Genomic DNA, 24366 nt, shown 5'->3' with positions numbered 1-24366 from the left:
GGGGTCGAATTCAGAGCTATTCCAATTCCCCTTCGGTCTCGAGATAGACCTGACGCAGTCGATCGAGTGTGGCCCGGTCGGGCTTCTCCCACAGCTTGCGCTCGGCGGCTTCGAGCAGCCGCTCGGCAATGCCGTGCAGGGCCCACGGGTTGGACTGCTCCATGAACTTGCGGTTCACGTCGTCGAAAACATAGCTTTCCGACAGCTTCTCGTACATCCAGTCGGCGATGACATTCGTCGTGGCGTCGTAGCCGAACAGGTAGTCCACGGTCGCCGCCATCTCGAAGGCGCCTTTGTAGCCATGCCTGCGCATGGCCTCCAGCCAGCGCGGGTTCACCACGCGGGCACGGAACACTCGCGAGGTCTCCTCCGAGAGCGTCCGCGTGCGCACGGCGTCGGGGCGGGTGCTGTCGCCGATGTATGCCACCGGATTCTTGCCGGTCAGCGCTCGTACGGTAGCGACCATGCCGCCGTGGAACTGGAAATAGTCGTCGGAATCGGCGATGTCGTGCTCACGTGTGTCGGTGTTCTTCGCGGCCACCGCGATTCGCCGGTAGGCGCCGCGCATGTCGTCGGCAGCGGGCGCGCCATCGAGATCGCGGCCATAGGCGTAGCCACCCCAGGTGGTGTACACCTGCGCGAGGTCATCGTCGGTGCGCCAACTCTTCGAGTCGATCAACTGCAGCAGGCCCGCGCCGTAGGTACCCGGCTTGGAGCCGAAGATGCGGGTGGTCGCTCGCCGCTGATCACCGTGCTCGGCGAGGTCGGCCTCTACGTGCGCGCGCACGTAGTTCGCATCGGCGGGCTCGTCCAGGTCGGCGACCAAGCGCACCGCGTCGTCCAACAAGGCCAGCACATGCGGGAAGGCGTCACGGAAGAAGCCGCTGATCCGTACGGTGACATCCACCCGGGGGCGGCCCAATTCCGCGAGCGACATCACTTCCAGGGTCGTGACCCGTCGGCTCGCCTCATCCCAGACCGGTCGGACACCCAGCAGCGCAAAGACTTCCGCGATGTCGTCGCCGGACGTGCGCATGGCGGAGGTACCCCACACCGAAAGGCCGACCGACCGCGGGTATTCGCCATGATCGGCCCGGTACCGGTTCAACAGCGATTCCGCCATGGCCTGGCCGGTTTCCCAGGCCAGGCGCGACGGCACAGCCTTCGGGTCGACCGAATAGAAGTTGCGGCCGGTGGGCAGCACGTTGATCAGACCGCGCAACGGCGACCCACTCGGACCCGCCGGAATGAAGCCGCCGTCCAGCGCATGCAACACTCGCTCGATCTCGACCCCGGTCTGTCGCAGCCGCGGCACCACCTCGGTGGCCGCGAATCGCAGCACCCGGCGGACCTCGGCATCAGCGGTGAGACCGTCGACCACGTCCAGCGACCAATTCGCCGCCTGCAGCCCCGAAACGAGTTCACGGGCAAGGGATTCCACGGTGTCAACCCGCTCACGCATCTCGGTTCCGGACTCGTCGAGGCCGAGCGCTTCCCGCAGGCCGGGCACGGAGCGCTCGCCGCCCCACAGTTGACGGGCACGCAACATGGCGAGCACCAAGTCGAGTTCGCTCTCGCCTGTGGGCGCCTGGCCGAGCACGTGCAGACCGTCGCGGATCTGGACGTCCTTGATCTCGCACAGCCAGCCGTCGACATGCAACAGCATGTCGTCGAAGGACTCCTCATCCGGGCGTTCGGCGAGACCGAGGTCGTGATCCATCTTCGCCGACCGCATCAGCGTCCAGATCTGCTGACGGATGGCCGGAAGTTTGGCGGGGTCGAGCGCCGAGATGTTGGCGTGCTCGTCGAGAAGTTGCTCCAGACGCGCGATGTCACCGTAGCTTTCGGCACGGGCCATCGGTGGAATCAGGTGGTCGACGAGGGTGGCGTGCGCGCGCCTTTTGGCCTGGGTTCCCTCGCCGGGGTCGTTCACCAGGAAGGGGTAGATCAGCGGCAGGTCGCCGAGTGCGGCATCGGTGCCGCAGGAGGCGGACATGCCGAGCGTCTTGCCGGGCAACCACTCCAGATTGCCGTGTTTGCCCAGGTGCACCAGCGCGTCGGCGGCGAAACCCTCCGGCGCGCTGAGCCAGCGATAGGCAGCGAGGTAGTGGTGGCTCGGCGGCAGATCCGGGTCGTGGTAGATGGCGACCGGGTTCTCGCCGAATCCGCGCGGCGGTTGCACCATCAACACGATGTTGCCGAAACGCAGTGCGGCGATGACGATCTCGCCGTTCGGATCGGCCGACCGGTCGACGTACAGCCCGCCGGGTGCCGGCCCCCACGTCTCGACGACGGCTTCGCGCAGATCTACCGGCAGGGTGTCGAACCAGGCGGCATAGGTCGCCGCGCCGATGCGGATCGGATTGCCCTCCAACTGTTCGGCGGTAAGCCAGTCCGGGTCCTGCCCGCCGGCAGCGATCAGGGCGTGCACGAGAGCATCACCGTCGCGTTCGGCCAGCCCGGGAATCTCGCCGGGTTCGCCGAGGTCATAGCCAGCGGAACGCATTTCGGTGAGTAGACGGATCGCGCTCGCCGGGGTGTCCAGGCCGACGGCGTTGCCGATCCGGGCGTGCTTGGTCGGATAGGCCGACAGCATGACAGCGACGCGCTTGCGTGCGGCAGGGATGTGACGCAGCCGGGCATAGCGGGTGGCGATGCCCGCGACCCGGGCCGCGCGTTCGGGGTCGGGGACATAGGTGGACAGGCCGTCGGCGTCGAACTCTTTGAACGAGAACGGGACGGTGATGATCCGGCCGTCGAACTCCGGCACGGCGACCTGGGTGGCGACGTCCAACGGCGACAGGCCGTCGTCATTGGCCTCCCACTGGTCCCGGCCGCTGGTCAGGCAGAGACCCTGCAGAATGGGCACGTCCAGATCGGCCAGCGCACCGACGTCCCATGCTTCGTCCTCGCCGCCCGCGGAGGCGGTGGCGGGTTTGGTACCGCCGGCGGCCAGCACGGTGACCACGAGGGCGTCCGCCTGTCGCAGCGTGGTGAGCAGTTCCGGCTCGGCGGTGCGCAGCGACGCACAGTACAGCGGCAGCGGGCGCGCGCCGGCCTGTTCGATCGCGGTGCACAGCGCATCGATGTACGCGGTATTGCCCGCGAGGTGCTGTGCACGGTAATAGATCACCGCGACCGTCGGACCCTCGACCGGCGCCACGGGCCGATCCAGCGCGCCCCAGCTCGGCAGGTGGACCGGCTGCTCGAACCCGTATCCGGTGAGCAGTACGGTGTCGGAGAGGAAGTTGTGCAACTGACGCAGATTCGCCGGGCCACCCGCAGCGAGGTAGTTGTGCGCGTCGGCCGCGACGCCCCCCGGCACGGTTGAGCACTCCATCAACTCGGCGTCCGGGGCGATCTCGCCACCGAGCGCGATCAGCGGTACGCCGCTGGCGCGCACTGCCGACAGCCCGTCTTCCCACGCCCGCTTGCCGCCGAGGATTCGCACGACCACCAGATCGGCGCCGGCGAGCACCTCCGGCAAGTCGTCGACCAGCAGACGAGCGGGGTTACCCCATCGGTAGTCGGCACCGCTGGCGCGGGCGCTCAGCAGATCGGTGTCGGACGTGGACAGCAGCAGAATCACAGGTGGCAGCCTTCCTTGGGTGACGCGCCCATCGGGGGTTCGCTGCTCGCCGGGAGGGTCTGGCTGTCTACAGTGGCGCGACCGCACCGGATTCCCACCGGTTTCCTCGTGGTCCGCCGAGCACGCCGATGCTACCTGGATACGCAGGCGAGTCGGACTGCGTATCCGCCATACCGCGCGATTCCGGTCGGCCGGCAAGTCGTCGATGATCTGCACACAGCTCGTGGGGTGGGTAGGGCCGAAGCCGGCCACCCCTGCGCAGGCGATCGCAGCGCGGCGCCACCTCCCTCAGCCAGGTCGGCCATCCCGGTTCGACACGAAATCGGTAACGGCCTGCTCCGCGACAGCCCGCGAACCAGCCCGACGTCGACAACTCGGCGTCCGGATCGTGGGGAACTCGCCGGTCGCCGTGGCCAGGGCCGGCCCAGGGGCACGTAGGCTGAGGAAGTTATGACACGACCTGCTGCCGATTCCTGTCCCGGCGTGCTCCGGTTACATGAGGCGGCCGATGGGCCATTGGCGCGGATTCGGGTGCCCGGGGGGCGAGTGGAGCCCGCGCAATGGCAGGTCCTCGCCGAGGCCGCGCACGACCTCGGCGATGGGAACATCGAGCTCACCTCACGGGGCAACGTCCAACTGCGCCGGATAGGCGATGCCGAGGCGCTGTGGGCGCGACTGGAGAGCGTCGGTCTACTGCCCAGCCGCACGCACGAGCGGGTGCGCAACATCATCGCGTCGCCACTGTCCGGACGAATCGGTGGCGTGGCGGACGTGCACGGACTGGTTCGCACGCTGGACACCGAGCTGATGGCCGCGCCTCGCCTCGCCGATCTACCCGGCCGGGCGCTGTTCACCCTCGATGACGGCCGTGGTGATGTCAGCGGACTCGGCGCCGATATCGGTGCGCATGCCCTCGGCGCGGACGAGTTCGCGCTGCTGTTGGCCGGCGAGGACAGCGGCATCCGGATCCACGCCGCCGACGTGGCCGAGGTCGTGCTCGCCGCCGCCCACGGGTTCGTGGCACTGCGCGATGACAACCCCGGCCGCTGGCGGTTGCGTGACATAGCGCACGGCAGCGAGCGTGTGGTCGATCTCCTCGGCCTGTCCCCCGGCGACGATCGTCTCGAATTCACTACCGCACAGGTTGTTCCGATCGGTTGGCTGGAGCAGGACAACGGTCTGATCAGCCTCGGCGCCGGCGTGCGCCTCGGTTCCTTACCCGCCCGTACCGCAGAGTTCCTGGCCGCCATAGAACGCCCCGTTTTCGTCACCCCGTGGCGCGGCCTGATAGCTACCGACCTCGAGGAATGGGCCGCTGAACAGGTGGTGCGCGTACTCGCGCCGATGGGTCTGGTCTTCGACGCCGATTCGCCCTGGCACCTGGTCAGCGCCTGTGCCGGACAGCCTGGCTGCGCGAAATCCCACACCGATGTCCGCGCCGACGTGACGGCGGCGATCGACTCGGGGCGTGTGCTGCCATCCGCTGACAGCACAGTCGGGGCAGACACTTCCAGCACCGAACGCACCGAGCTGAAAAATGGCGCCGACCAACGAATCCTGGACATTCCAGTGATCGCTTCGGCGGAGGTCACAGTCGCCGGTCGGCAACACTGGTCCGGCTGCGACCGCCGCTGTGGCCGCCCTCGCGGCGCGGCCACCGACGTCGTCGCGACCGACGAGGGCTATCGCATCGACTGACCGAGAGGACGCGCGCGAGTCACCATCTCCCGGCCACCGATTGCGCGTCCTCGCGGTCACCTGCACACCATTGCGCCCCAGGCCCGTATCGACACCACCTACCTCGGCACTGCGACGAATACCGCAATGTTTCCGCCGGCCACTCACCGTCGTAACTTCGCATCACGGTGCGCGTCGACTCGTCCTCGCCCCGTGGATTTCGAGGGTGCAGCACTTGACGCTGCCACCCGCCTTGAGCAGTTCCGACAGGTCGATGCCGACCGGGTTGTAGCCGCGGGCACGAAGGGCTTCGCTCAGATCGGTCGCACGGCTGCTGAGAAAGACGTTCGCACCGTCGCAGACGCCGTTCAATCCGAGCACCGCCGCATCGGCATCCGTGGCCACGATCGCGTCGGGGTAGAGCTCGGCGAGCACCGCGCGACCGTCCGCGCTGAACGCGGGCGGATAGTAGGCGACGGTCGTGGCGTCCAGCGGCAGCAGTACCGTGTCCAGGTGGTAGAAGCGCGGATCGACGAGTTCCAGGGACACCACGGGTAACTCGAAGTGACGCGACACCTCCTCATGCGCCGCACGGGAGCTGCGAAACCCCATTCCCGCCAGCAACCGGTCGCCGACCAGGAGGAAGTCGCCCTCTCCTTCGTTCAGTTCCGTGGCTCCGACCAGCCCGGCCAGGCCGTGCCGGGCGAACCAGCGGTGATAGACCGGGCCCTCGGCGGCGCGTTCGGGATGGGTGAAGCGGGCCGACATCGCGCGATCGCCCACGATCAGCCCCGCGTTCGCGGCGAACACCATGTCCGGTAGGCCGGGGATGCCGGGCACCACGTCGACCTTGTGCCCGTGCTCCTGATAGGTCGCGCGCAGGGTCTCCCATTGGTCGATGGCTCGGGCGCGGTCGACGGGCTCGTCGGGGTTCATCCAGGGATTGATCGAGTAGGAGACTTCGAAGTGGTCGGGTCGGCACATGACGAACCGTCGCGATGACGGGCGACGTGCGGCGAACTCGGCCTGGAGGGTGGCTACAGAAGTCAACGGTGCTCCCGGAGGTAGACGCGAACTTTCGGCTGCCATGACCGTAATTCGCCTACTATTGCGCAAGAAACAATGATTTGTTGCGTAGATTCCATGCAGAGCAACTGTTCATTGCGTGAACGGGAAGCGGGTGCGAAGTGGACGAGCTCGACCGACGCATTCTCGAACGACTGCTCGAGCACGCGCGCGCCTCATTCCAGGAGATCGGCGGCGCAGTCGGACTATCCGCACCGGCGGTGAAGCGCCGAGTCGACCGGCTGGTCGCGAGCAAACAGATCACCGGATTCACCGCCTTGGTCAATCCAGCTGCTCTCGGCTGGAAAACCGAGGCGTACGTCGAGGTCTACTACCGCGACAACATCTCACCCGCCGAACTCAAACGCAGCCTGGAACCGATCCCCCAGGTCGTCGGTGTGTGGACGATCGCGGGCGAGGCCGACGCCCTGGTGCACGTGATGGCCACCGACATGGCCGAGATCGAGGTGACCGTCGAACGGATCCGGGAGAACGCGCGCGTCGGACGCACCCGCAGTTCGATCGTCATGTCCCGGATCCTCGAGCGGCCGCGAACCTGATCCGGCCCGCGGCCCCGCTCATCACCGCCACCAGCATTCGACGGCCCGATCGTCCTCGCCGCTGGGGCAGCGCGGTCAGACTTCGGCGGTGTGCCAGCGAATGCCGGTCAGCTGCTGCGAACGCTCCCACAGGCGACGGCCGAGTTCTGGATCTCGGGCTGCTGCCGACAGCTGCACAGGTGTGGGATGTCCAGAACGTCCACCCCGACCGTCAGGCCCGATGTAGGAACCCCCGGTGAGATCGGGCTGGGTCGCCGCGAAAAGCTGAGGCAGAGCTCCCATCTCCGGACTCTGCGCGAAGAGTTTTCCGGAAACGCGCATAGCGACTCCCATGATCCCGCTGCCTTTGTTCTGCATCGGTGTGTTGCTGTAGCCCGGGTGCGCGAGAATGCTGGCGATCGGCGACGACGACGATTGCTCGCGCCGGGCGAGTTCCACCCCGAAGACCGCGTTGGCCAGCTTCGATGCCGAGTAGGCGGCGAGGGGCGTGTACTTGCGCGACCACGCGACATCGTCCAGATCGAGTTCGCCCTTCTCATGCATGTACGACGTCACGGTGACCACACGCGGCGCCGGCGACCGACGCAGCGCCGGTGCCAGCAGCGCCGTGAACGCGAAGTGGCCGAGATGATTCGCGGCGAAATGACGCTCTGCGCCCTGCTCGGTCACGGAGTGCTCGACCATCGAGATCCCCGCGTTGTTGATCAGCACATCGACGGACTCCGCCGCGCCGATCTCCTGCGCCGCCCGGCGGATCGAGTCCAGATTCAGCAGATCGACCCGACGCACCTCGACCTCCGCCCCGGGATGCGCCCTACGCAGCGAGGACGCCACCTCCTCTCCCCGTGCCGCGTCCCGAACGGCGAGCAATACCCGACCACCATGCGCCGCGAGTTCGCGCGCCGTCACCAGGCCGAGACCGCTGGTCGCGCCCGTCACGACGAAGGTGCGACCCTGCTGTCCGGCCATTCGGTCCGCGGTCCATCCGCCACCGCCCGGCTTGCTCGCGTTCATTCTGGAACCCGTCGTCATCTCTTGATCTCGCTTTCTCGTCGACGCGGTCTCGATCAACCCGCTTCGGCAGGTCTGGGAACCTGAAAAAGCTAAACCTTCCCACTAATGTGAAGGTCAAGCGGCGACGACGAAGTCGCCTATCGGTGCGATGGTGCGGCACACGCCGTCCGCACGCATGCCTAGTCGAGGAGAGCGATGTGAAGATCGGGGACCTGGCCGCGAAGACGGGTGTCGCGCCGCGGCTGCTTCGTTACTACGAAGAGGTCGGGATCCTGCACCCGTACCGCAGCGGCAACGGCTACCGCACCTACGGCGAGCCTGCTATCGACCGCGTACTGCAGATTCGCGAACTTCTCGACGCCGGCTTCACGACAGACATGATCCGCGAGGTTCTCCCCTGTCTCGAAGCCGCGAAGCAAGAAACACACGCTTCGTCGTGCCCGGCGACAACAGATCTGGACCGACTACGCCGTCAACTGAGCAGCCTCGAACGACGCATCGAGGTACTCCAACGCAACCGGCGCGCAATCAGGGCATATCTGCACGCATGGGAGGACGCCGGGTCCACAACGCCGACCGTCGCCGAGGGCGAGCCGGACCCGGTTGCGCAGTGAGCCGCCCAGCAAGGTGCGCCCGAGTTCGCTGCGCAGCGAAATTCAGGCAACGTCAGGACGTGACGGCCCTCCCCGGAAGAAAAGACCGAAATGAGCACGTGGACGCTCGGGGACATCACGATCACGAAGATCACCGAACTGGAGTCGATCGGCAACACCGAGTTGATGCTCCCGCAGGCCACTCCGGAGGCCGTGCGGCGACTGCCTTGGCTATATCCGCACTTCGCCACCGAACAAGGCCTGCTGAGGACCAGCATTCATTCCTTTGTCGTGATGACACCGACGCGTCGGATCATCGCCGACACGGGGCTGGGCAATGGCAAGCAAGGACGTCCTGTGCCAGCGTGGAACGGGCTCGACGGCAGGTATCTGCATGATCTGACGGAAACCGCATCCCCTCCCGAAGCCATCGACATCGTGCTGTGCACCCACCTGCACGTCGACCACGCGGGCTGGGACACCAGAATGGTCAACGGCACATGGGTTCCCACCTTCCCCAACGCCCGGCACCTTTTCGCCCGGACCGAGTTCGCGCACGCTCAGGAAGCGGGAGGGCAGGGAACATCGGAGCTCTTCGCCGACTCCGTGAGTCCACTGATCGAGGCCGGGCTGATCGATCTGGTTGCGACCGACGAGCAGATCACGCCTGAGGTCCGGCTCGTCCCCACACTGGGCCACACCCCCGGCCACACGAGCGTACTGCTCGAGTCGCGGGGTGAACACGCGCTCATCACCGGGGATTTCATCCATCATCCCGTCCAGTTCACACATCCCGAGTGGGTCTCCGGCGGGGACCACGACCCGGTGCAGGCCGTCGAAACCAGGCGCTCGATGCTCGACGAACTCGCCCGCACCCGCGCCCTCCTCATCGGCACGCACTTCTCAGGACCGACGGCGGGCCACGTGGCGCCGACTGGTGACGGCGGGTACGAACTGGAGAGTTGAGTGGTTCCGGAGAGTGCGGCCGGCCGGGTCGACATCCACGAGGGTTGGTCGGCTGTACCGGCATAGACATCGGACCGACCGCGGGCGCACCAGGCGGTGATCGCCCGGACGCGGTTCGATGCGCCCGTGAGGATGCCGACTGCGTGGTGCGGAAGCCACCTCCACCGCCAGCACAGCGGCCCCGGACGACATACGTTGTCGGCCCTGCGTCGCCGCACCGGCCGAGCCCACGATCGGCACGAGGACTGACTCACTAGGGTGGACCGCATGCCCGACGTACGTACCAGCTACCTGACCGACGGAGCCGAGATCTACCGGCGCTCGTTCGCGACGATCCGTGCCGAAGCCGATCTGAGTGGTTTTCCCCCGGACGTGGCGCAGGTGGTCGTGCGGATGATCCACGGCTGCGGCCAGGTGGATCTCGCGACGGACATCGCGTTCTCGCCCGGGGTCGTGGCTTCTGCGCGGACGGCGCTGCGGGCGGGAGCACCGATTCTGTGCGACGCGACCATGGTCGCCTCGGGGGTGACTCGCCGACGACTACCGGCCGACAACGACGTGATCTGCACCCTCGCCGATCCGCGGGTGCCGGAACTGGCGGCGGCCACGGGGACTACCCGTTCCGCCGCCGCGCTCGAACTGTGGCGCGACCGACTCGACGGCGCGGTCGTCGCTATCGGCAACGCCCCGACGGCCTTGTTCCACCTGCTCGACCTCCTCGACGCCGGAGCGCCCCGTCCCGCGGCCGTGCTCGGCATCCCGGTCGGGTTCGTCGGCGCCGCTGAATCCAAGGACGCGCTGATCGGTTACGGCGACGTCGAGTACCTCACGGTCCGCGGCAGACGAGGCGGCAGCGGCATCACCGCGTCAGCGCTGAATGCGATTGCGAGCGAACAGGAATGAGTACTGCCGCGCCGGGCAAACTCTGGGGCGTCGGGCTCGGCCCCGGCGATCCCGAGCTGGTTTCGGTCAAGGCGGCCAGGGTGATCGGCGCTGCCGATGTCATCGCGTTCCACAGCGCACGCCACGGTCGTAGTATCTCCCGCCGCATCGCCGCACCATATATGCGCCCCGGCCAGCTGGAGGAGCACCTCGTCTACCCGGTGACCACCGAGACCACCGACCATCCCGGCGGCTACCAGGGCGCGATCGACGAATTCTACGAGCATGCCGCCCAGCGTCTCGCCCGCCACCTGGCAGCGGGCCGTTCGGTCGCGCTACTGGCCGCGGGCGATCCGCTGTTCTACAGCTCGTACATGCACATGCACCGTCGCCTGGCCGACCGCTTCGAAGTCGAGATCATCCCCGGCATCACCTCGGTGAGCGCGGCTTCGGCCGCATTGGGCACACCGCTGGTCGAGGGCGATCAGGTGCTGACGATTCTGCCCGGCACCATGCCGGTCGATGAGCTCTCCCGGCGATTGCGGGATACCGACGCTGCCGCGATCATGAAACTCGGTCGCACTTATCCTGCTGTACACCAGGCACTGTCGAACTCCGACCGACTCGCCGACGCGTACTACGTCGAACGCGCGAGCACGACCGAGCAGCGAGTACTGCACGCCGACTCGGTCGACGCTGCCGAGGTGCCCTACTTCGCCATTACCCTGGTGCCCGGCCCGGAGCCGACCACCCCGCCCCCCTGGGTGAACACGAGTTGGGATGCCGGTCGACGCGTCCACGCCGCGCACACGGCGCAGCACGCGGACGTCGGCGAGGTGGTCGTGGTCGGCCTCGGCCCCGGTGCGCCGGAGTGGACCACCGACGAAGTACGCGCCGCCTTGGATGAGGCCACCGATCTGGTGGGCTATACCAGTTATCTGAACCGGGTTCCGGAGCGACCGGGCCAGCACCGGCACGCCACCGACAATCGCGTGGAGTCCGAGCGCGCCGCTATGGCCCTGGACCTGGCCAAGCGAGGCGCACGGGTAGCGGTCGTCTCGTCGGGCGACCCGGGGGTTTTCGCGATGGCGGCGGCGGTGCTGGAGGAATCCGCGGATCCGCAATGGCGCGGGGTGTCGGTTCGCGTACTTCCCGGGCTCACCGCGGCCAACGCCGTCGCGAGCCGCGTCGGCGCTCCGCTCGGACACGACTACGCGATGATCTCGCTGTCGGATCGACTCAAACCATGGGAGGTTGTCGCGCAACGCCTTTCCGCCGTCGCGGCGGCCGACATGGCGATCGCGGTCTACAATCCCGCTTCGTCACAACGCACCTGGCAGGTGGGCGCGATGCGGGACCTGTTGCTGGAATATCGCAAGTCCGACACACCGGTGGTGCTCGGGCGCGATGTCGGCGGGCCCGCCGAGACGGTCCGAGTGGTGACACTAGGCGATCTCGACCCCGCGGATGTGGACATGCGGACGCTGATGATCATCGGCGCCTCCACCACTGTCGCGCTCGAGTCCGACCAGGGCACCCGGGTCTACACCTCCCGGCGGTACGGTCGCGTACGCGAGGCGACGGGCGACGGCACGTAGGATCGCGTGACAACCGGAGATCGGTGGGACCTCAGCGACGGCGGGGTATGCCCCAGACGCTCGCCCGTCTCCACCGGCCGGTCGGCTACCCATAATTGACCCAGTGGGTATAACATTCCACTATGGAATGTTGAGACCGGAGGGAGCTGGCGTTGACGAACACCGCGACCACGCGCAAGCCGTTGAACTCCACGGCAGCGTCGTTGCTCGGATTTCTCCACGAAGGCCCCATGTCGGGATGGGATCTGGTGGCCGAAGCGCAGGACCGCATCGGCGATTTCTGGACGATTACGCAGAGTCAGGTCTATCGCGAGCTCGGGTCGATGGACGCGGCGGGGCTCGTCCAGAAAGGCGAGACCGGAGCTCGGGAACGGACGCCCTATCACATCACCGACGCAGGACGGGAAGAATTCCTGGAATGGATCGCACGCGATCCCGGCGGCGAAACGATCCGGGTGCCGCTGTTGCTCACTCTCTCCTTCGGTGAGCACCTCGATCGCAATCGGCTCGAACACATCGTCGCGACCAATCGCGAGATCCACCAGGGCCGGCTCACGAAGTACCTCGCCGAGGATCCGGCGACGATGTCGTCATTCGCGCGAGCGACGCTGGACTTCGGCATCCGCTATGAGCGGGCCGTGCTCGAGTGGTTCGACCATCTGCCGGAGCTGCTCGGCGTCGCCTGGTCACCCGCACCGTGACAGACACGCGTACGCGGTCGGAAGCTGTCGGTCACTCCCGTCGTTCGCCGCTGGCCGCGACTGCGGCAGCGCGTAGCCAATCCCAAGCTTGTGCAACGGTTTCCACCAGCACAGCGCACTCGGGGAACTCCGGACGATCGATGACCACGACCGGAATACCCGCCGCACGTGCGGCAATCAGTTTGGCGTCGGTCTGGTCGCCACCGCTGTCCTTGCTGACCAGCACATCGATCCGGTGCTGCGCGATCAGCCGCGACTCGCCCTCAACGGTGAAAGGGCCGCGAGCCAGCAGCATTTCGTGATTCGGCGGCAGCGGGCCTTCGGGTGGATCGATCGCGCGGATCAGGAACCATTGTCCGCCCAGACCAGCGAAAGCCCGCACACCTTGGCGGCCGATGGTGAGGAAAACACGTTCACCGAGTGTGGTGACCGCCTGTGCGGCGGCGGCGAGATCCGGAACGCGAACCCACCGGTCGCCCATCTGCCGCGACCAGCTCGGCCGACGCAGACATACCAGCGGCACGCCCGAATCTCTGACGGCCGCAGCCGCGTTGGCGCTGATTGCGGCCGCGAACGGATGGGTGGCGTCGACTACGGCATCGATGCCGTTGGCCACCACCCAGTCACGCAGCCCCTCAGCGCCGCCGAAGCCACCGATCCGGACCGCTCCCTCGGGCAGCAGAGGCGTACGCACACGTCCGGCGAGCGAGGAAACGATCTCGAATCCTCGCTCGCCGGAAGCGATGTGGGCGAGTTCCCTGGCTTCCCGGGTGCCGCCCAGAATCAGAATTCTCAGGGTTGTCCGCTGAAGTAGGCGATGCCCGCGTTCAGCAGCGACGGTCCGCCCGCGACGGCGAGACCGACGAGTGCGCCGAGTACCGCGCCGGGCAGGATGCCGACCCCGAAGAACAGGATGCCGATGGCGGCGCCGATCAGCCCGCCGACCGCGGCACCGAGCGAAGCGCGCTGCAACTCGGCGAAAAACCACTCCTGCGCGCCGACGAACTCGGCGGCGACCGGTGCGTTCGCGGTCGGCGCCACCTGCGGGGTCAAGGTCAGCTGCTTGCCCTCGTCGGCGATGTTCGCGGCGATCTGGACCGGCTGCCCCTTGGCCGTCGCGGTGAGCGGAATCGTGGTGACCGTGTCACCCGTGGAATTCTTCAGGCTGACCGACTGCTGGTCGGAATCCAGGCTGAACGTGCCGCCGGTCACGCTGGTGACCAGGGACTTACCCGCGTTGGCGATCTGCAGCAGGTACCCAACGCCCTGGTCGGTTCCCGTGACCGTGGGCGAGGCGGCGGCCTGGTCCTGCGCCGCGGGCGGCGCGGGCGCGGGCGCGGCGTAAGCGGTGCCGGCGGTGACGCCGGTTGCGGCAGCGGCCATCAGTGCGGTCGCGGCGAACTTCTTGTATCGCATCTATCTCTCCGTCAGAAACCGTTATTCCGATCATGCTCGAAACTCGGCCCCGACCCTACCGCGTGACCGGCAACACGTTCCCGATTCGGCGGAGAAATCTGGACCGATCGGGCGGCCGACTTCACCACCGACCACTGTGTCACCGGGAGTTGAGGCCGCCAAGCCGTCGAGGATCCGAGCGGCTCGGCACGGTAGATCTGGAACTTTCGCAGCTCACCGCCCTGCGCGGCGGCCCAGGTCAGCAGGAGCGATTCCGACTCGGCGGTCACCGCGTTCGCCACGAGCCGGCCGCCCGGTCGCAGCTGCGCCCAGCATGTCCCGAGAAGACCATCCTGCGTGAGTCCACCACCGACGAAAATTGCCTCCGGAGAAGCGATCTCAGCGTGACCGACCTCCTCGAACAGCTCACCGCGCACCACGATGTGCCCGACTCCGAGCGCGGCGGCGTTGTCGGCGATCTGCCGCCGTCGGCGCTCGAGCCGCTCGAAGGTCACGGCGCGGTTGCCTGGATGCGCGCGGCACCATTCGATCGCGATACTGCCCGAGCCGCCCCCGACGTCCCACAGCAGTTCTCCCGGAGCCGGGGCCAGCGCCGCCAGCGTCAGTGCGCGGACCTCCCGCTTGGTGAGCTGCCCATCGCCGCCGAACAACTGGTCCGGTAGGCCGGGCAACCGCGTGGCGCGCACCTGATCCGCGTCGGCCACGCAGCTGATCGCGACGATGTTCAGCGGGTCACCGGCTGGGCGCTGCCACCGCTGCGCGACGCCGGTACCGATCTGTTCGGCGGGTCCGCCGAGTTGCTCGAGGACAGTCAGTTCGGACGCGCCGAAACCATGGCCTCTCAACAACTCCGCCAACTGCCCTGGTGTGTGCTCGTCGGCGCTGAGCACCAAAAGACGCCCGCGGTCCACCAACTCGGGCAGCACGGCCGACAGCGCACGTCCCACCACACTCACCACCGGCGTGTCGGCCAGCGACCACCCGAGTCGCGCGCAGGCCAGCGACGCGGACGACGGCTGCGGCAGCACCTGCAGCGCCCGCGGCCCGAAGAGTCGGGCCAGGGTGACGCCGATGCCGAAGAACATCGGATCACCGCTGGCCAAGACGCATAGCCGCACCCCGACATACGACTCGAGCAGCCCGGGCAGCGCCGGGAGCAACGGCGACGGCCACGTCACCCGTTTGCCCGCGGCCGTTTCCGGCACCAGCGCGAGCTGTCGTGCGGAACCGAACACCACCGCGGCGGCGCCGATGGCTTCCCGCGCGGGACGGCCGAGACCGTCCCACCCATCGGCGCCGATCCCGACGACCGCGATCCTGGGTCCGGTCCACGACACAGCAGAGCTCGTCACCGCGGCATCCGACGCCAAATCGGTTGGGGCAGTAGGCGCATCGCGAAGAATACCGGCCGCAGGATCCGGGGCACCCAGACCCGGCCCGCCCGCTTGCGCAGCCCTGCCACCGTGGCCGCGGCAACTTGGTCCGGGGTGCTGGAAAACGGCGCCGGCGACATTCCCTCGGTCATGCGGCCGATGACGAAGCCGGGGCGAACCAGCAGGAGATGTACGCCGCTGCCATGCAGCGCGTCCGCGAGTCCGCTCGCGAAACCGTCGAGGCCGGCCTTGGCCGATCCGTAGACATAGTTGGCGCGGCGGACCCGGACGCCGGCAACCGAGCTGAACACGACGATCTGCCCGTCGCCCTGGGCACGTAGCAGGTTCGTCAGGAGGGTGAGCATCCCGGCCTGCGCGACGAAATCGGTGCGCAGGATCGCCATCGCGTGAGCCGGGTCCTGTTCGGCGCGCAACTGGTCGCCGAGCACGCCGAACGCGAGTACCGCGATGCCGATCCGCCCGTGTTCGGCCACGATCTTCTCCAGCATCGCCGGATGAGCGGACGTATCGTCGGCCTCGAACTCGACAGTGTGCACCGCGGTCGCTCCGGCGCTCATGACCTCCGCGCTGTTCGGCGCCAACTCCTGGCTGCGCCGCGCGGCGAGGACCACCACCCGCCCCGGCGCCAGCCGCCGTGCGACCTCGAGCCCGATCTCGCTACGCCCCCCGAGCACCAAGACCACGCCCTCGGCCAACCCTCGCGTTCCCATATGCCCCAGTCTGTCATCGCTGCCGCGCCGCTCGACGAGTGGCACATCGCCGCGAGCGCTCCCTGGTTGTGTCACACCCGAGTGCCACTCGTCGGGGGGCGGTGGACAGTACGCGGTGGGGTGCGGACTACGGTCGAGGGATGCCGACGAGTATTGCCGAGTTGTCGCCTGGTGCCTTGGAGTTCGTGGGCGAGCGGCACCTCGCCACCCTGACGACCTTGCGCGCGGATGGAACACCACACGTCGTGGCGGTCGGGTTCACCTGGGACCAAGAGACCGGAATCGCGCGGGTGATCACCAACGACGGATCGGTGAAGGTTCGCAACGTGCGCCGCTCCGGTTACGCGGCGGTCAGTCAGGTCGACGGCATTCGCTGGATCACGCTGGAAGGCCCGGCGACCGTGCTCGACGACCCGGACGACGTCGCCACGGCGGTGCGCCGCTACGCGGGCCGCTACCGGGTGCCCCGGGAGAACCCCACCCGTGTCGTGATCGCCATCCAGGTCCGACGGGTCTTGTCCAGCAGCACCCTTACCGCTTCGGCAACCGACGGCAGTCCCGCAGGCAACGGCGCCTTTGCCTGATCCTGGGCAGACCGAGCGACCGGGCGCCTCGAGGGCTCCGGCTCGACTTATGCCGAGGCTCCCGCACGGCGAGTGTTGATGGCCGGCCGCGTCGCGACGAAGTCCCGCCACGGCCATGTCCCGGCGCACCGACAGGTCATAGAACGGTGAGTCCATGGGGGCGGTTGTTCATCGATTCGCTGCCGTCGGCGGTGACAACGACAATGTCCTCGATGCGGGCGCCCCACCGGCCACGAAAGTAGATACCGGGCTCGATGCTGAATGCCATGCCCGGCTGCAGGACCACGTCGTTACCTTCCACGATGTAGGGCTCCTCATGGACCGACAGGCCGATACCGTGGCCGGTGCGATGTACGAACTCGCGGCCGAAACCCGCCTCGGTCAACGGGTTTCGGGCGGCGGCATCTATCGCGGCGGCGGTGACTCCCGGGCGGACGGCCGCGGCCGCGGCGGCTTGGGCGCGCTCCAGTTCGGCGCACCGCGCGGCTACCTCGGCGTCCGGGTCGCCCAGCACATACGTCCGCGTCGAGTCGGAGTAGTAGCCGGGCTCGACCGGACCGCCGATGTCGATGACCACCACGTCCCCGGCCTCGATGCGCCGCTGCGACACGCCATGATGCGGATCGGCGCCATGCGGACCACTGCCCACGATGACGAACGCCGCCTCAGTGTGCCCCTCGGCCACGATGGCGGCGGCGATGTCGGCGCCGACCTCGGCTTCGGTGCGACCCACCTGCAGGAACTCACTCATCCGCGCGTGTACCCGGTCGATCGCGGCGCCCGCGCGGCGCAGCGCGTCCACCTCGGCGGCGTCCTTGATCATGCGCAGTTCGCGCAGCACCGGAGTGGCGGACACGGGTAGGCCGGTGAACGATTCCGCGAGCGGCAGCAGGTGCAGCGCGGGCATGGCGTCGGCCACGGCCACCCGGGAACCGACATGCAGCGCGGACTTCACCACGCCGTACGGGTCGGTGCCGTCGACCCAGTCCAGTACCTGCAACCCCAATTCGCCTACCGCTGAATCGTCCAGCGAGGCGAGCTCCAGTTTCGGGATCACCACCGACGGGGTCGCGCCGTCCGCGGGGATCACCAGACAGGTCAACCGCTCGAAGGACTCGGCCGCTGACCCGATCAGATAGCGCAGATCCGGCCCCGGGGTGATCAGCAAGGCGTCCAGATGAGCGGCCCGCATCAGCTCCACCGCACGCTCGACCCGAGCACCATAGACGTCCGCCGCGAACCTGGAATCTGGATGGGAGCTCATCCGTCCGACGTTACCCGTCGGCCGACCTCGGATGAACTCGAACCGTGGCAGCGCCCACTACGACGACAACAACCGCGACGACACAACCGCGCGGTCACCGCGGGTTCACACCTCGACCACCATGCGCCATCAGCACCTTCCGACCATCGTCACGCTCGTCTGACTGTCGGCGCGCCGATATCGCCATCCGTTCGTCTATCAAGACATTGCGTGCCCAGCGGGTGAATACCCCGTTGGACAGAACAGGTCGACACCGGCGTCGGTGCCGCGATCTCGCCGATGGGCCTTCCGTTCGCCGGGGTGATGTCAGAGCAGGCGAGTAGCCTCAGCCCGTGACCTCTGCTGCTGGTGGGCCCCTGTTGCTGCTGGATGGAGCCAGTCTGTGGTTCCGTGCTTTTCACGCGATTCCGGACAAGATCACCGCGCCGGACGGTAGGTCGGTGAACGCGCTACGCGGTTTCACCGACATGGTGGCGTCGCTGATCGCCAAGCACACGCCTAGCAGACTGGTGGTGTGCCTGGATCTGGACTGGCGGCCCGCCTATCGAGTCGATCTGGTGCCGTCCTACAAAGCGCACCGGCTCGACAGCACCCCGGACGCCGCGCCCGGCGCCGAGCTGGTTCCGGACACGCTGACCCCCCAGGTGGCGATGATTCTGGAGGTACTCGACGCAGCGGGCGTCGCGACCGGCGGGGCGGCCGGGCTGGAGGCCGACGACGTACTCGGCACCCTGGCCACCCGCGAACGCGACGACGCGGTCATCGTCGTCAGCGGTGACCGCGATCTGCTCCAACTCGTGCGGGACGACCCGACACCCCCGGTACGCGTGCTGTACGCGGGGCGCGGCTTGGCCAAGGCGGAGCTGTTCGGGCCGGCCGAGGTCTCCGCGAAATACGGTGTGCCACAACAGAATGCGGGTCGGGCGTATGCCGATCTGGCCACGCTGCGCGGCGACGCTTCCGATGGCCTGCCCGGTGTCGCGGGGATCGGCGAGAAATCCGCGTCGATGCTGATCTCGCGCTTCGGTTCGCTCGACGCGCTACGCGCGGCCGTGGACGACCCGGACGCCGACCTCGCCCATGGCATGCGCGCCAAACTTCGTGCCGCGGAAGACTATCTGAAGGCCGCGGCACCTGTCGTGCGGGTTGTGTGCGACGCCGACGTGGAACTGTCCCGCAGCGATGTGCTCCCGACCGAACCCGCCGACCCGGCTCGATTGCGGGACCTCGCCACCGCCTACAACGCCGAGAGTCCGATCACCCGCCTGATCTCCGCCCTGAGCACCGCACGCACCACCTGACGCCACACAGAAAACCCCATCGCGCACATCGCGATGGGGCTGCTCGATCTCGACGCCGATCTCGGCGGTGCGGCCCACACTCGCGTGGGCCGCACCGGGATGCGAGCGGACCGGGAACTAGCTGGGGCGGCCGACCTCGTAGGTGCCGTCCTCCTTGGTGATCTTGATGGTCACCTTCTTCGACTCGCCGCTGACCTTCAGGCTGCACTCGAAGGCGGCGTCGACCTTGACTTCCTGGCCGGACGGGCAGGAGACGTCGCTGACATCCTGGATGCCGTAGGAATCCGACAACACCTTCTTGACGCCGTCCTGTACCGCGGCTTGGTCGAGTTTGTCTTTGGCGGTCAGCGCCAGAACGAGGGCGACGATCGCACCGAGCACCACGACAGCGAGCACGGACAGGCCGATAACAAGGCCTTTGCCCTTTCCACCCTGCTGCGGCGGTGTCTGCTGAGCTCCCCACTGGGGCTGCTGCTGACCCCACTGCGGCTGCTGGCCTTGCTGGCCCCAGTCCTGCTGCTGGGGTTGGCCCCACTGCGGCTGACCCGGTTGGGCGGGCTGCTGACCCCACTGCGGTTGCTGCGGCTGCTGACCCCACTGCTGGTGCGGTTGCCCCCACTGTTGCTGCGGCTGTTGCTCACCCCAGTGCTGGGTCGGCTGGGCCGAAGCCGGGGACTGCGGTTGTCCACCCCATTGCTGCGCGGAGCCGGCACCGCCGGGTGCCTGCTGTCCGCCCCACTGCTGGGTGGGATCGTTGCGTCCCTCCCCAGGGTCGTTCGGTCCATAAGGGCCGCTCATCTGCTTGCCTCCACTCGCATCGTTGTACACACGGTAGCCCCCCGCGTGGGGCCCGTCGCATAACACGACTGTTCCGCCACGGTCGGTACGCGAAAGAAATCAAATCACAATCGAATCAACTGTGTTGATGTCGGCAGCGCCGGCGGCGCCTCCATGGTGACGCACGCCGACGCCGACACTGTGCTCATACCGCTCAGGCGGCGTCCACCGCGACGACACCCCGCCGGATCGCCCGCACCGCCTTGGCCGCCGTCGCCGCGATCTCGGAGTCGTCGGCGGTACTGTGAATCTGATCCAGCAGATCGATCACCTGTCTACACCAGCGCACGAAATCGCCCGCCGATAGTGGCGCGCCTTGGTCCCCGCTGGCCAGCAACGAGTCGGCCAACCCGTCCCCGCGCGCCCACTTGTAGAAGCCGGTGACGAAGCCGAGATCCGGTTCTCTGGTCGGCGGCAGTTTGTGCCGCGCTTCGTCCGACCGCAACCCGGTCCACACTCCGATCGTCGCGCCGACCGCCCGTCGGATCGGCGCCGTCGGTCCACTCGCACCGAGATATCCACCCTCTTGACGCGATTCGTACACCAGGATCGAGACCACGCTGGCCAGTTCGGCGGGGCCGAGGCCGCGCCACAGACCCTGCCGCAGGCACTCGGCGACCAACAGGTCGCTTTCGGCGTAGATACGAGCCAACCTGCGCCCGTCGGCGGTCACCTCGCTCTCGTGCACGAACCCGCGCTCCTCCAACAACCCGAGGATCCGATCGAAGGTGCGCGCCAACGAGTTGGTGGTCGCGGCAACCTTCTGGCGCATGGCCTCGGTCTCGCGCAGTAGCCGGTTGTAACGATCACCCACCCTGGCCATCTGCTCGCGGTCCGGCCTCGTATGCGCGGGATGCGCGCGCAGGCTGCGGCGCAGCGTTGCCAGCTCCCGATCGTCGGCGGCCGCCGAACGCTTGCCCCGCCGTGCCCTGCCCGGCGCCGAGATTCCGGTGCTGCGTAGCGCCGACGCCAGATCACGACGGATATGTGCGGTCCGATGATCGACCCGGCGCGGCAACCGCATATGCCCCAGCGCCTCGGCGGGCACCGGGAAGTCCGCTACCGACACCCGGCCCGCCCATTTGTCCTCGGTGAGCACCAACGGACGCGGATCCCCAGGCGTCGAATCCGGCTCGAGGATCACCGCGAGCCCGGCGCGCCGCCCGGACGGAATCGCCACCACGTCGCCACGCCGCAGCGCGACCAGGGCAGCCACTGCCGCACCCCGCCGATCGGCTCGGCCCTGCTGTGCCAACTGCCGTTCGCGCTGCTTGATCCGCTCGCGCAGTGCGAGGTATGCCAGGAAGCCGCCTTCGGCGCCGCCCAGCTCGTCGCCCAACTTGCGCAATGTGGCCTCGTTGCGCTCGATGCCACGCACCAACCCCACCACCGAGCGATCCGCCTGGAATTGGGCGAACGACCGCTCCAGCAAGGCGCGCGACTCATCGGCGCCCATCCGGTCGATCAGGTTGATCGACATGTTGTAGCCCGGACGGAAGGAGCTGCGCAGCGGATAGGTACGGGTGGAGGCCAGGCCCGCGACCGCACTGGTGTCCACCTCGGGCTGCCACAGCACCACCGCGTGGCCTTCGACATCGATGCCGCGCCGCCCCGCTCGCCCGGTCAGCTGGGTGTACTCCCCCGGTGTCAGCTCCGCGTGCGACTCGCCATTGAACTTCACCAGCCGCTCGAGCACAACGGTGCGCGCGGGCATGTTGATGCCGAGTGCCAGTGTCTCCGTGGCGAATACGGCGCGAACCAGTCCGTTGACGAACAGTTCCTCGACGGTGTGCCGGAACGCGGGCAACATGCCCGCATGATGCGCGGCCAAACCCCGCTGCAGCGCCTCGCGCCACTCCCAGTAGCCGAGCACCTCCAGATCGGCCTTGGGCAGATCACCGGTGTGCTTGTCGATGATCGCGTCGACCTCGTCGCGTTCGTCCGCGCGGCTCAAGTCCAGCCGTGAGCGTAGGCACTGCGCCAACGCTCCATCACAGCCTGCCCGGCTGAAGATGAACGTGATCGCGGGCAGCAAGCCCTCGTCGTCCAGTGTGGCCAGCACTTCGGGCCGTGGTAGCGGACGAAAATCGCGACGTGGACCACCGCGGCCGTGGCGTGGACCAGCCCAGCCGTTCATCCGGTCGGCGGCCTCGCGCTGCTGGATGAACCGCACCAGATCCTCGTCGACCAGCACCTTCTGGTCGGTGGACTTCGTGTCGAACAGATCGAACATCCGCCGCCCCACCATGACGTGCTGCCACAGCGGCACCGGCCGGGTCTCGTCGACGACCACGGCAGTGTCGCCGCGCACCGTCTCCATCCACGCGCCGAATTCCTCCGCGTTGCTGACCGTGGCCGACAGGCTGACCAGCCGGACGTCCGGCGGCAGATGCAGGATGACCTCCTCCCACACCGCCCCGCGGAATCGATCGGCGAGGTAGTGCACCTCGTCCATCACCACATACGACAACCCGCGCAACGCGTCGGAGGAGGCGTACAACATATTGCGCAGGACTTCGGTGGTCATCACGATCACCGGTGCGTCCGGGTTGATCGACTGGTCACCGGTCAGCAGGCCGACACTGTCGCGGCCGTACCGCTCGGTGAAGTCGGCGAACTTCTGGTTCGACAGCGCTTTGATCGGTGTGGTGTAGAAGCACTTTCCACCCGCCGCGAGCGCCAGATGTACCGCGAATTCACCGACAACGGTCTTGCCCGCGCCGGTCGGGGCGCATACCAGCACGCTGTGGCCATCCTCGAGCGCCTGACACGCAGTGCGCTGAAACGGATCGAGCTCGAACTTCAGCTCGATGGAGAAAGCAGCCAACTCGCCCGTCTGCGACTGGTGATCTGTCACTGTCAGAGGGTATCGGAGTAGTCCGACACCGAGCGCGGGGATTTCGTCGGCGTCGTCGTGACCGACTCCGCCGGATCGATCGGCTCGGGCTCACTCACATCGGACGCTTCCGCATCGGACAGCGCGCCCCATCCTTCCTGCTCCCTGCGGGCACGACGCACGTCGTTGATCCGGGAGAACTGAATGGCGACCTCGAACAGGACGGTCAGCGCCAGCGCGAGCGCGAGCATGGAGAAGGGGTCCTGCGGGGTGACGACGGCGGCGAAGACGAACAGGCCGAACGTGATGCCGCGCCGCCACGCCTTGAGCCGCTGGTAGGTCAGCAGCCCGACCAGGTTCAATCCGATGATCAGCAACGGGGTTTCGAAGCTGACGCCGAAGATGACGAGCAGGTTGATGATGAAGCCGAAGTACTGCGAACCACTCAGCGCAGTGATCTGAACATTGTCGCCGATGGTGAGCAGAAAGCTGAGGGCGTGCGCGATGACGATGTAGGCAAGCACCGCACCGGTCGCGAACAGCACCGTTCCGGCGGACACGAACCCGATCGCGTACTTGCGTTCCTTGGCGTACAGGCCGGGCGTGATGAACGCCCACAGTTGATACAGCCAGATCGGCGCGGCCAACACGACGCCTGCGGTCATCCCGACCTTCAGGCGCAGTGTGAACTGCTCGAACGGCGCGGTGGCCAGTAGCCGGCACTCGCCATCCGGAGTGAGCGACGCGCGTGCCGACGCGGGCAGCGAACAGTACGGCCCGCGAAGAATCTCACCGAGGCTCTCGATGCCCAAGAACGAGTGCGCATACCAGAGGAACCCGAGCACCGTGGTGACGATCACCGCGACGATCGAGATCAGCAGGCGGTAACGCAGCTCCTGCAGATGCTCGACCAACGACATGGTGCCGTCGGGATTGGTCCTGCGCTTACTGCGCCGCGGATCGAACGGGATTCGCATGGTCGGTGATAACCCCTGGGTTGACGTGCCGTGCTGACCTCGGCAACAGCGCTGAGTCCGGAGTGAGGTCCTTCCTCACCCCGTCGCGAGCTTGTCCGCTCAGACCGACTTCGGCTCGGTGCGCGGTTGCTCGGTGGCCGACGGCGTGACCTGCTGCGCGGACGGAAGCTGCGGCGTGGATTGCTGGGTCGGCGCGGTGGCGGTCGACGAGGCGCCCTCGTTCTGCATCTGGCTGACCTCGCTCTTGAAGATGCGCAAGGAGCGGCCCAGACTGCGGGCCGCGTCGGGCATCCGCTTCGCGCCGAAGAACATCACGAAAACCACCGCAATGATCAGCCAGTGCCAGATGCTCAGACTGCCCATAATTACCTCCCAAGACTGTGATGATTCGATGCTACCGGA

At 67.5% G+C, this 24366-nt stretch carries 21 protein-coding genes and 1 riboswitch; of the genes, 9 read left to right on the top strand and 12 right to left on the bottom strand.

What is annotated here, in order from left to right; translation table 11 throughout:
- Positions 1 to 16 precede the first annotated feature (16 nt).
- Complete coding sequence (gene cobN / locus AB0B25_RS11680; protein ID WP_357177228.1) at positions 17 to 3589, bottom strand: cobaltochelatase subunit CobN; 3573 nt, start codon at positions 3587 to 3589, stop codon at positions 17 to 19.
- A gap of 14 nt (positions 3590 to 3603) precedes the next feature.
- A riboswitch (cobalamin riboswitch) is annotated at positions 3604 to 3735 on the bottom strand.
- Between the two features lie 304 nt (positions 3736 to 4039).
- Between cobN and AB0B25_RS11675 the strand changes: the two genes are divergently transcribed.
- Complete coding sequence (locus AB0B25_RS11675; protein ID WP_357177226.1) at positions 4040 to 5287, top strand: precorrin-3B synthase; 1248 nt, start codon at positions 4040 to 4042, stop codon at positions 5285 to 5287.
- A gap of 162 nt (positions 5288 to 5449) precedes the next feature.
- On the opposite strand, the gene ddaH is transcribed toward AB0B25_RS11675, so the two are convergent.
- Entirely contained in the window at positions 5450 to 6316 is an 867-nt protein-coding gene (ddaH, locus tag AB0B25_RS11670) for a dimethylargininase (protein ID WP_357177224.1), read from the bottom strand.
- A 137-nt stretch (positions 6317 to 6453) separates the two neighbouring features.
- Between ddaH and AB0B25_RS11665 the strand changes: the two genes are divergently transcribed.
- The gene (locus AB0B25_RS11665; protein WP_357177222.1) at positions 6454 to 6891 is read left to right on the top strand and encodes an Lrp/AsnC family transcriptional regulator; all 438 of its coding nucleotides are present in this window, start codon (positions 6454 to 6456) and stop codon (positions 6889 to 6891) included.
- A 75-nt stretch (positions 6892 to 6966) separates the two neighbouring features.
- Here the strand turns inward: AB0B25_RS11665 and AB0B25_RS11660 are convergent, their stop codons facing one another.
- The gene (locus AB0B25_RS11660) at positions 6967 to 7905 is read right to left on the bottom strand and encodes an oxidoreductase (RefSeq protein ID WP_357177220.1); all 939 of its coding nucleotides are present in this window, start codon (positions 7903 to 7905) and stop codon (positions 6967 to 6969) included.
- Between the two features lie 197 nt (positions 7906 to 8102).
- Here AB0B25_RS11660 and AB0B25_RS11655 point away from each other — a divergent pair, with 197 nt between their 5' ends.
- The 5 genes from AB0B25_RS11655 (at position 8103) to AB0B25_RS11635 (ending at position 12645) form a co-directional block, all read left to right on the top strand.
- Positions 8103 to 8519 (top strand): MerR family transcriptional regulator, encoded by a 417-nt coding sequence (locus AB0B25_RS11655; RefSeq protein WP_357177218.1) that lies wholly within the window; start codon positions 8103 to 8105, stop codon positions 8517 to 8519.
- 90 nt (positions 8520 to 8609) lie between these two features.
- Entirely contained in the window at positions 8610 to 9464 is an 855-nt protein-coding gene (locus AB0B25_RS11650) for an MBL fold metallo-hydrolase (RefSeq protein ID WP_357177216.1), read from the top strand.
- Positions 9465 to 9731: 267 nt separating this feature from the next.
- Positions 9732 to 10367, top strand: coding sequence for a precorrin-8X methylmutase (locus AB0B25_RS11645; RefSeq protein ID WP_357177214.1), 636 nt, complete (start codon positions 9732 to 9734; stop codon positions 10365 to 10367).
- On the top strand, positions 10364 to 11944 hold the full coding sequence (cobJ, locus tag AB0B25_RS11640) for a precorrin-3B C(17)-methyltransferase (RefSeq protein ID WP_357177212.1): 1581 nt from the start codon (positions 10364 to 10366) through the stop codon (positions 11942 to 11944). Before AB0B25_RS11645 ends, cobJ begins: the two co-directional genes overlap by 4 nt.
- A 152-nt stretch (positions 11945 to 12096) precedes the next feature.
- Entirely contained in the window at positions 12097 to 12645 is a 549-nt protein-coding gene (locus tag AB0B25_RS11635) for a PadR family transcriptional regulator (RefSeq protein WP_357177210.1), read from the top strand.
- 31 nt (positions 12646 to 12676) lie between these two features.
- Here the strand turns inward: AB0B25_RS11635 and AB0B25_RS11630 are convergent, their stop codons facing one another.
- Genes AB0B25_RS11630 through AB0B25_RS11615 form a run of 4 tightly spaced genes read right to left on the bottom strand, consistent with a single transcriptional unit; the run spans position 12677 to position 16165 of the window.
- Positions 12677 to 13441 (bottom strand): cobalt-precorrin-6A reductase, encoded by a 765-nt coding sequence (locus AB0B25_RS11630; RefSeq protein WP_357177360.1) that lies wholly within the window; start codon positions 13439 to 13441, stop codon positions 12677 to 12679.
- Positions 13438 to 14061 carry a hypothetical protein gene (locus tag AB0B25_RS11625; protein ID WP_357177208.1) on the bottom strand — a complete coding sequence of 208 codons (624 nt, stop codon included), beginning with the start codon at positions 14059 to 14061 and terminating at the stop codon, positions 13438 to 13440. The genes AB0B25_RS11630 and AB0B25_RS11625 overlap by 4 nt, the downstream gene beginning before the upstream one ends.
- An 11-nt stretch (positions 14062 to 14072) precedes the next feature.
- On the bottom strand, positions 14073 to 15413 hold the full coding sequence (gene cbiE, locus AB0B25_RS11620) for a precorrin-6y C5,15-methyltransferase (decarboxylating) subunit CbiE (protein WP_357177206.1): 1341 nt from the start codon (positions 15411 to 15413) through the stop codon (positions 14073 to 14075).
- Positions 15410 to 16165 (bottom strand): SDR family NAD(P)-dependent oxidoreductase, encoded by a 756-nt coding sequence (locus AB0B25_RS11615; protein WP_357177204.1) that lies wholly within the window; start codon positions 16163 to 16165, stop codon positions 15410 to 15412. The genes cbiE and AB0B25_RS11615 overlap by 4 nt, the downstream gene beginning before the upstream one ends.
- 140 nt (positions 16166 to 16305) lie before the next feature.
- On the opposite strand from AB0B25_RS11615, the gene AB0B25_RS11610 reads away from it, so the two are divergent.
- The gene (locus tag AB0B25_RS11610; protein WP_357177202.1) at positions 16306 to 16749 is read left to right on the top strand and encodes a PPOX class F420-dependent oxidoreductase; all 444 of its coding nucleotides are present in this window, start codon (positions 16306 to 16308) and stop codon (positions 16747 to 16749) included.
- Positions 16750 to 16885: 136 nt separating this feature from the next.
- Here the strand turns inward: AB0B25_RS11610 and AB0B25_RS11605 are convergent, their stop codons facing one another.
- A complete protein-coding gene (locus AB0B25_RS11605) occupies positions 16886 to 18013 on the bottom strand; it encodes a Xaa-Pro peptidase family protein (protein WP_357177200.1) in 1128 nt (375 codons plus the stop codon).
- Positions 18014 to 18345: 332 nt separating this feature from the next.
- Between AB0B25_RS11605 and AB0B25_RS11600 the strand changes: the two genes are divergently transcribed.
- Positions 18346 to 19314 (top strand): 5'-3' exonuclease, encoded by a 969-nt coding sequence (locus AB0B25_RS11600; RefSeq protein ID WP_357177198.1) that lies wholly within the window; start codon positions 18346 to 18348, stop codon positions 19312 to 19314.
- A 117-nt stretch (positions 19315 to 19431) separates the two neighbouring features.
- Here the strand turns inward: AB0B25_RS11600 and AB0B25_RS11595 are convergent, their stop codons facing one another.
- The 4 genes from AB0B25_RS11595 to tatA all read right to left on the bottom strand — a co-directional run bounded on the left by AB0B25_RS11595 (position 19432) and on the right by tatA (position 24327).
- Complete coding sequence (locus AB0B25_RS11595) at positions 19432 to 20112, bottom strand: DUF4333 domain-containing protein (RefSeq protein ID WP_357177196.1); 681 nt, start codon at positions 20110 to 20112, stop codon at positions 19432 to 19434.
- 193 nt (positions 20113 to 20305) lie between these two features.
- Positions 20306 to 23008, bottom strand: coding sequence for an RNA helicase (locus AB0B25_RS11590; RefSeq protein WP_357177194.1), 2703 nt, complete (start codon positions 23006 to 23008; stop codon positions 20306 to 20308).
- 2 nt (positions 23009 to 23010) lie between these two features.
- Positions 23011 to 23964 (bottom strand): twin-arginine translocase subunit TatC, encoded by a 954-nt coding sequence (gene tatC, locus AB0B25_RS11585; RefSeq protein WP_357177192.1) that lies wholly within the window; start codon positions 23962 to 23964, stop codon positions 23011 to 23013.
- A 99-nt stretch (positions 23965 to 24063) separates the two neighbouring features.
- Entirely contained in the window at positions 24064 to 24327 is a 264-nt protein-coding gene (gene tatA / locus AB0B25_RS11580; RefSeq protein ID WP_357177190.1) for a Sec-independent protein translocase subunit TatA, read from the bottom strand.
- Positions 24328 to 24366 lie beyond the last annotated feature (39 nt).

The sequence above is a fragment of the Nocardia sp. NPDC049190 genome, from assembly GCF_040648115.1.
Classification (GTDB): Bacteria; Actinomycetota; Actinomycetes; order Mycobacteriales; family Mycobacteriaceae; genus Nocardia.
Note: the sequence above shows the minus strand (reverse complement) of the source record. Positions and strands in the feature narration are given on the sequence as shown.

Excerpts from the sequence above, each read along its gene's own strand:
- AB0B25_RS11675 (WP_357177226.1), top strand. The coding sequence starts at position 4,040 with ATGACACGACCTGCTGCCGATTCCTGTCCCGGCGTGCTCCGGTTACAT.
- AB0B25_RS11660 (WP_357177220.1), bottom strand. The coding sequence starts at position 7,905 with ATGAACGCGAGCAAGCCGGGCGGTGGCGGATGGACCGCGGACCGAATG.
- AB0B25_RS11650 (WP_357177216.1), top strand. The coding sequence starts at position 8,610 with ATGAGCACGTGGACGCTCGGGGACATCACGATCACGAAGATCACCGAA.
- AB0B25_RS11645 (WP_357177214.1), top strand. The coding sequence starts at position 9,732 with ATGCCCGACGTACGTACCAGCTACCTGACCGACGGAGCCGAGATCTAC.
- cobJ (WP_357177212.1), top strand. The coding sequence starts at position 10,364 with ATGAGTACTGCCGCGCCGGGCAAACTCTGGGGCGTCGGGCTCGGCCCC.
- AB0B25_RS11625 (WP_357177208.1), bottom strand. The coding sequence starts at position 14,061 with ATGCGATACAAGAAGTTCGCCGCGACCGCACTGATGGCCGCTGCCGCA.
- AB0B25_RS11615 (WP_357177204.1), bottom strand. The coding sequence starts at position 16,165 with ATGGGAACGCGAGGGTTGGCCGAGGGCGTGGTCTTGGTGCTCGGGGGG.
- AB0B25_RS11610 (WP_357177202.1), top strand. The coding sequence starts at position 16,306 with ATGCCGACGAGTATTGCCGAGTTGTCGCCTGGTGCCTTGGAGTTCGTG.
- AB0B25_RS11605 (WP_357177200.1), bottom strand. The coding sequence starts at position 18,013 with ATGAGCTCCCATCCAGATTCCAGGTTCGCGGCGGACGTCTATGGTGCT.
- AB0B25_RS11595 (WP_357177196.1), bottom strand. The coding sequence starts at position 20,112 with ATGAGCGGCCCTTATGGACCGAACGACCCTGGGGAGGGACGCAACGAT.
- tatC (WP_357177192.1), bottom strand. The coding sequence starts at position 23,964 with ATGCGAATCCCGTTCGATCCGCGGCGCAGTAAGCGCAGGACCAATCCC.
- tatA (WP_357177190.1), bottom strand. The coding sequence starts at position 24,327 with ATGGGCAGTCTGAGCATCTGGCACTGGCTGATCATTGCGGTGGTTTTC.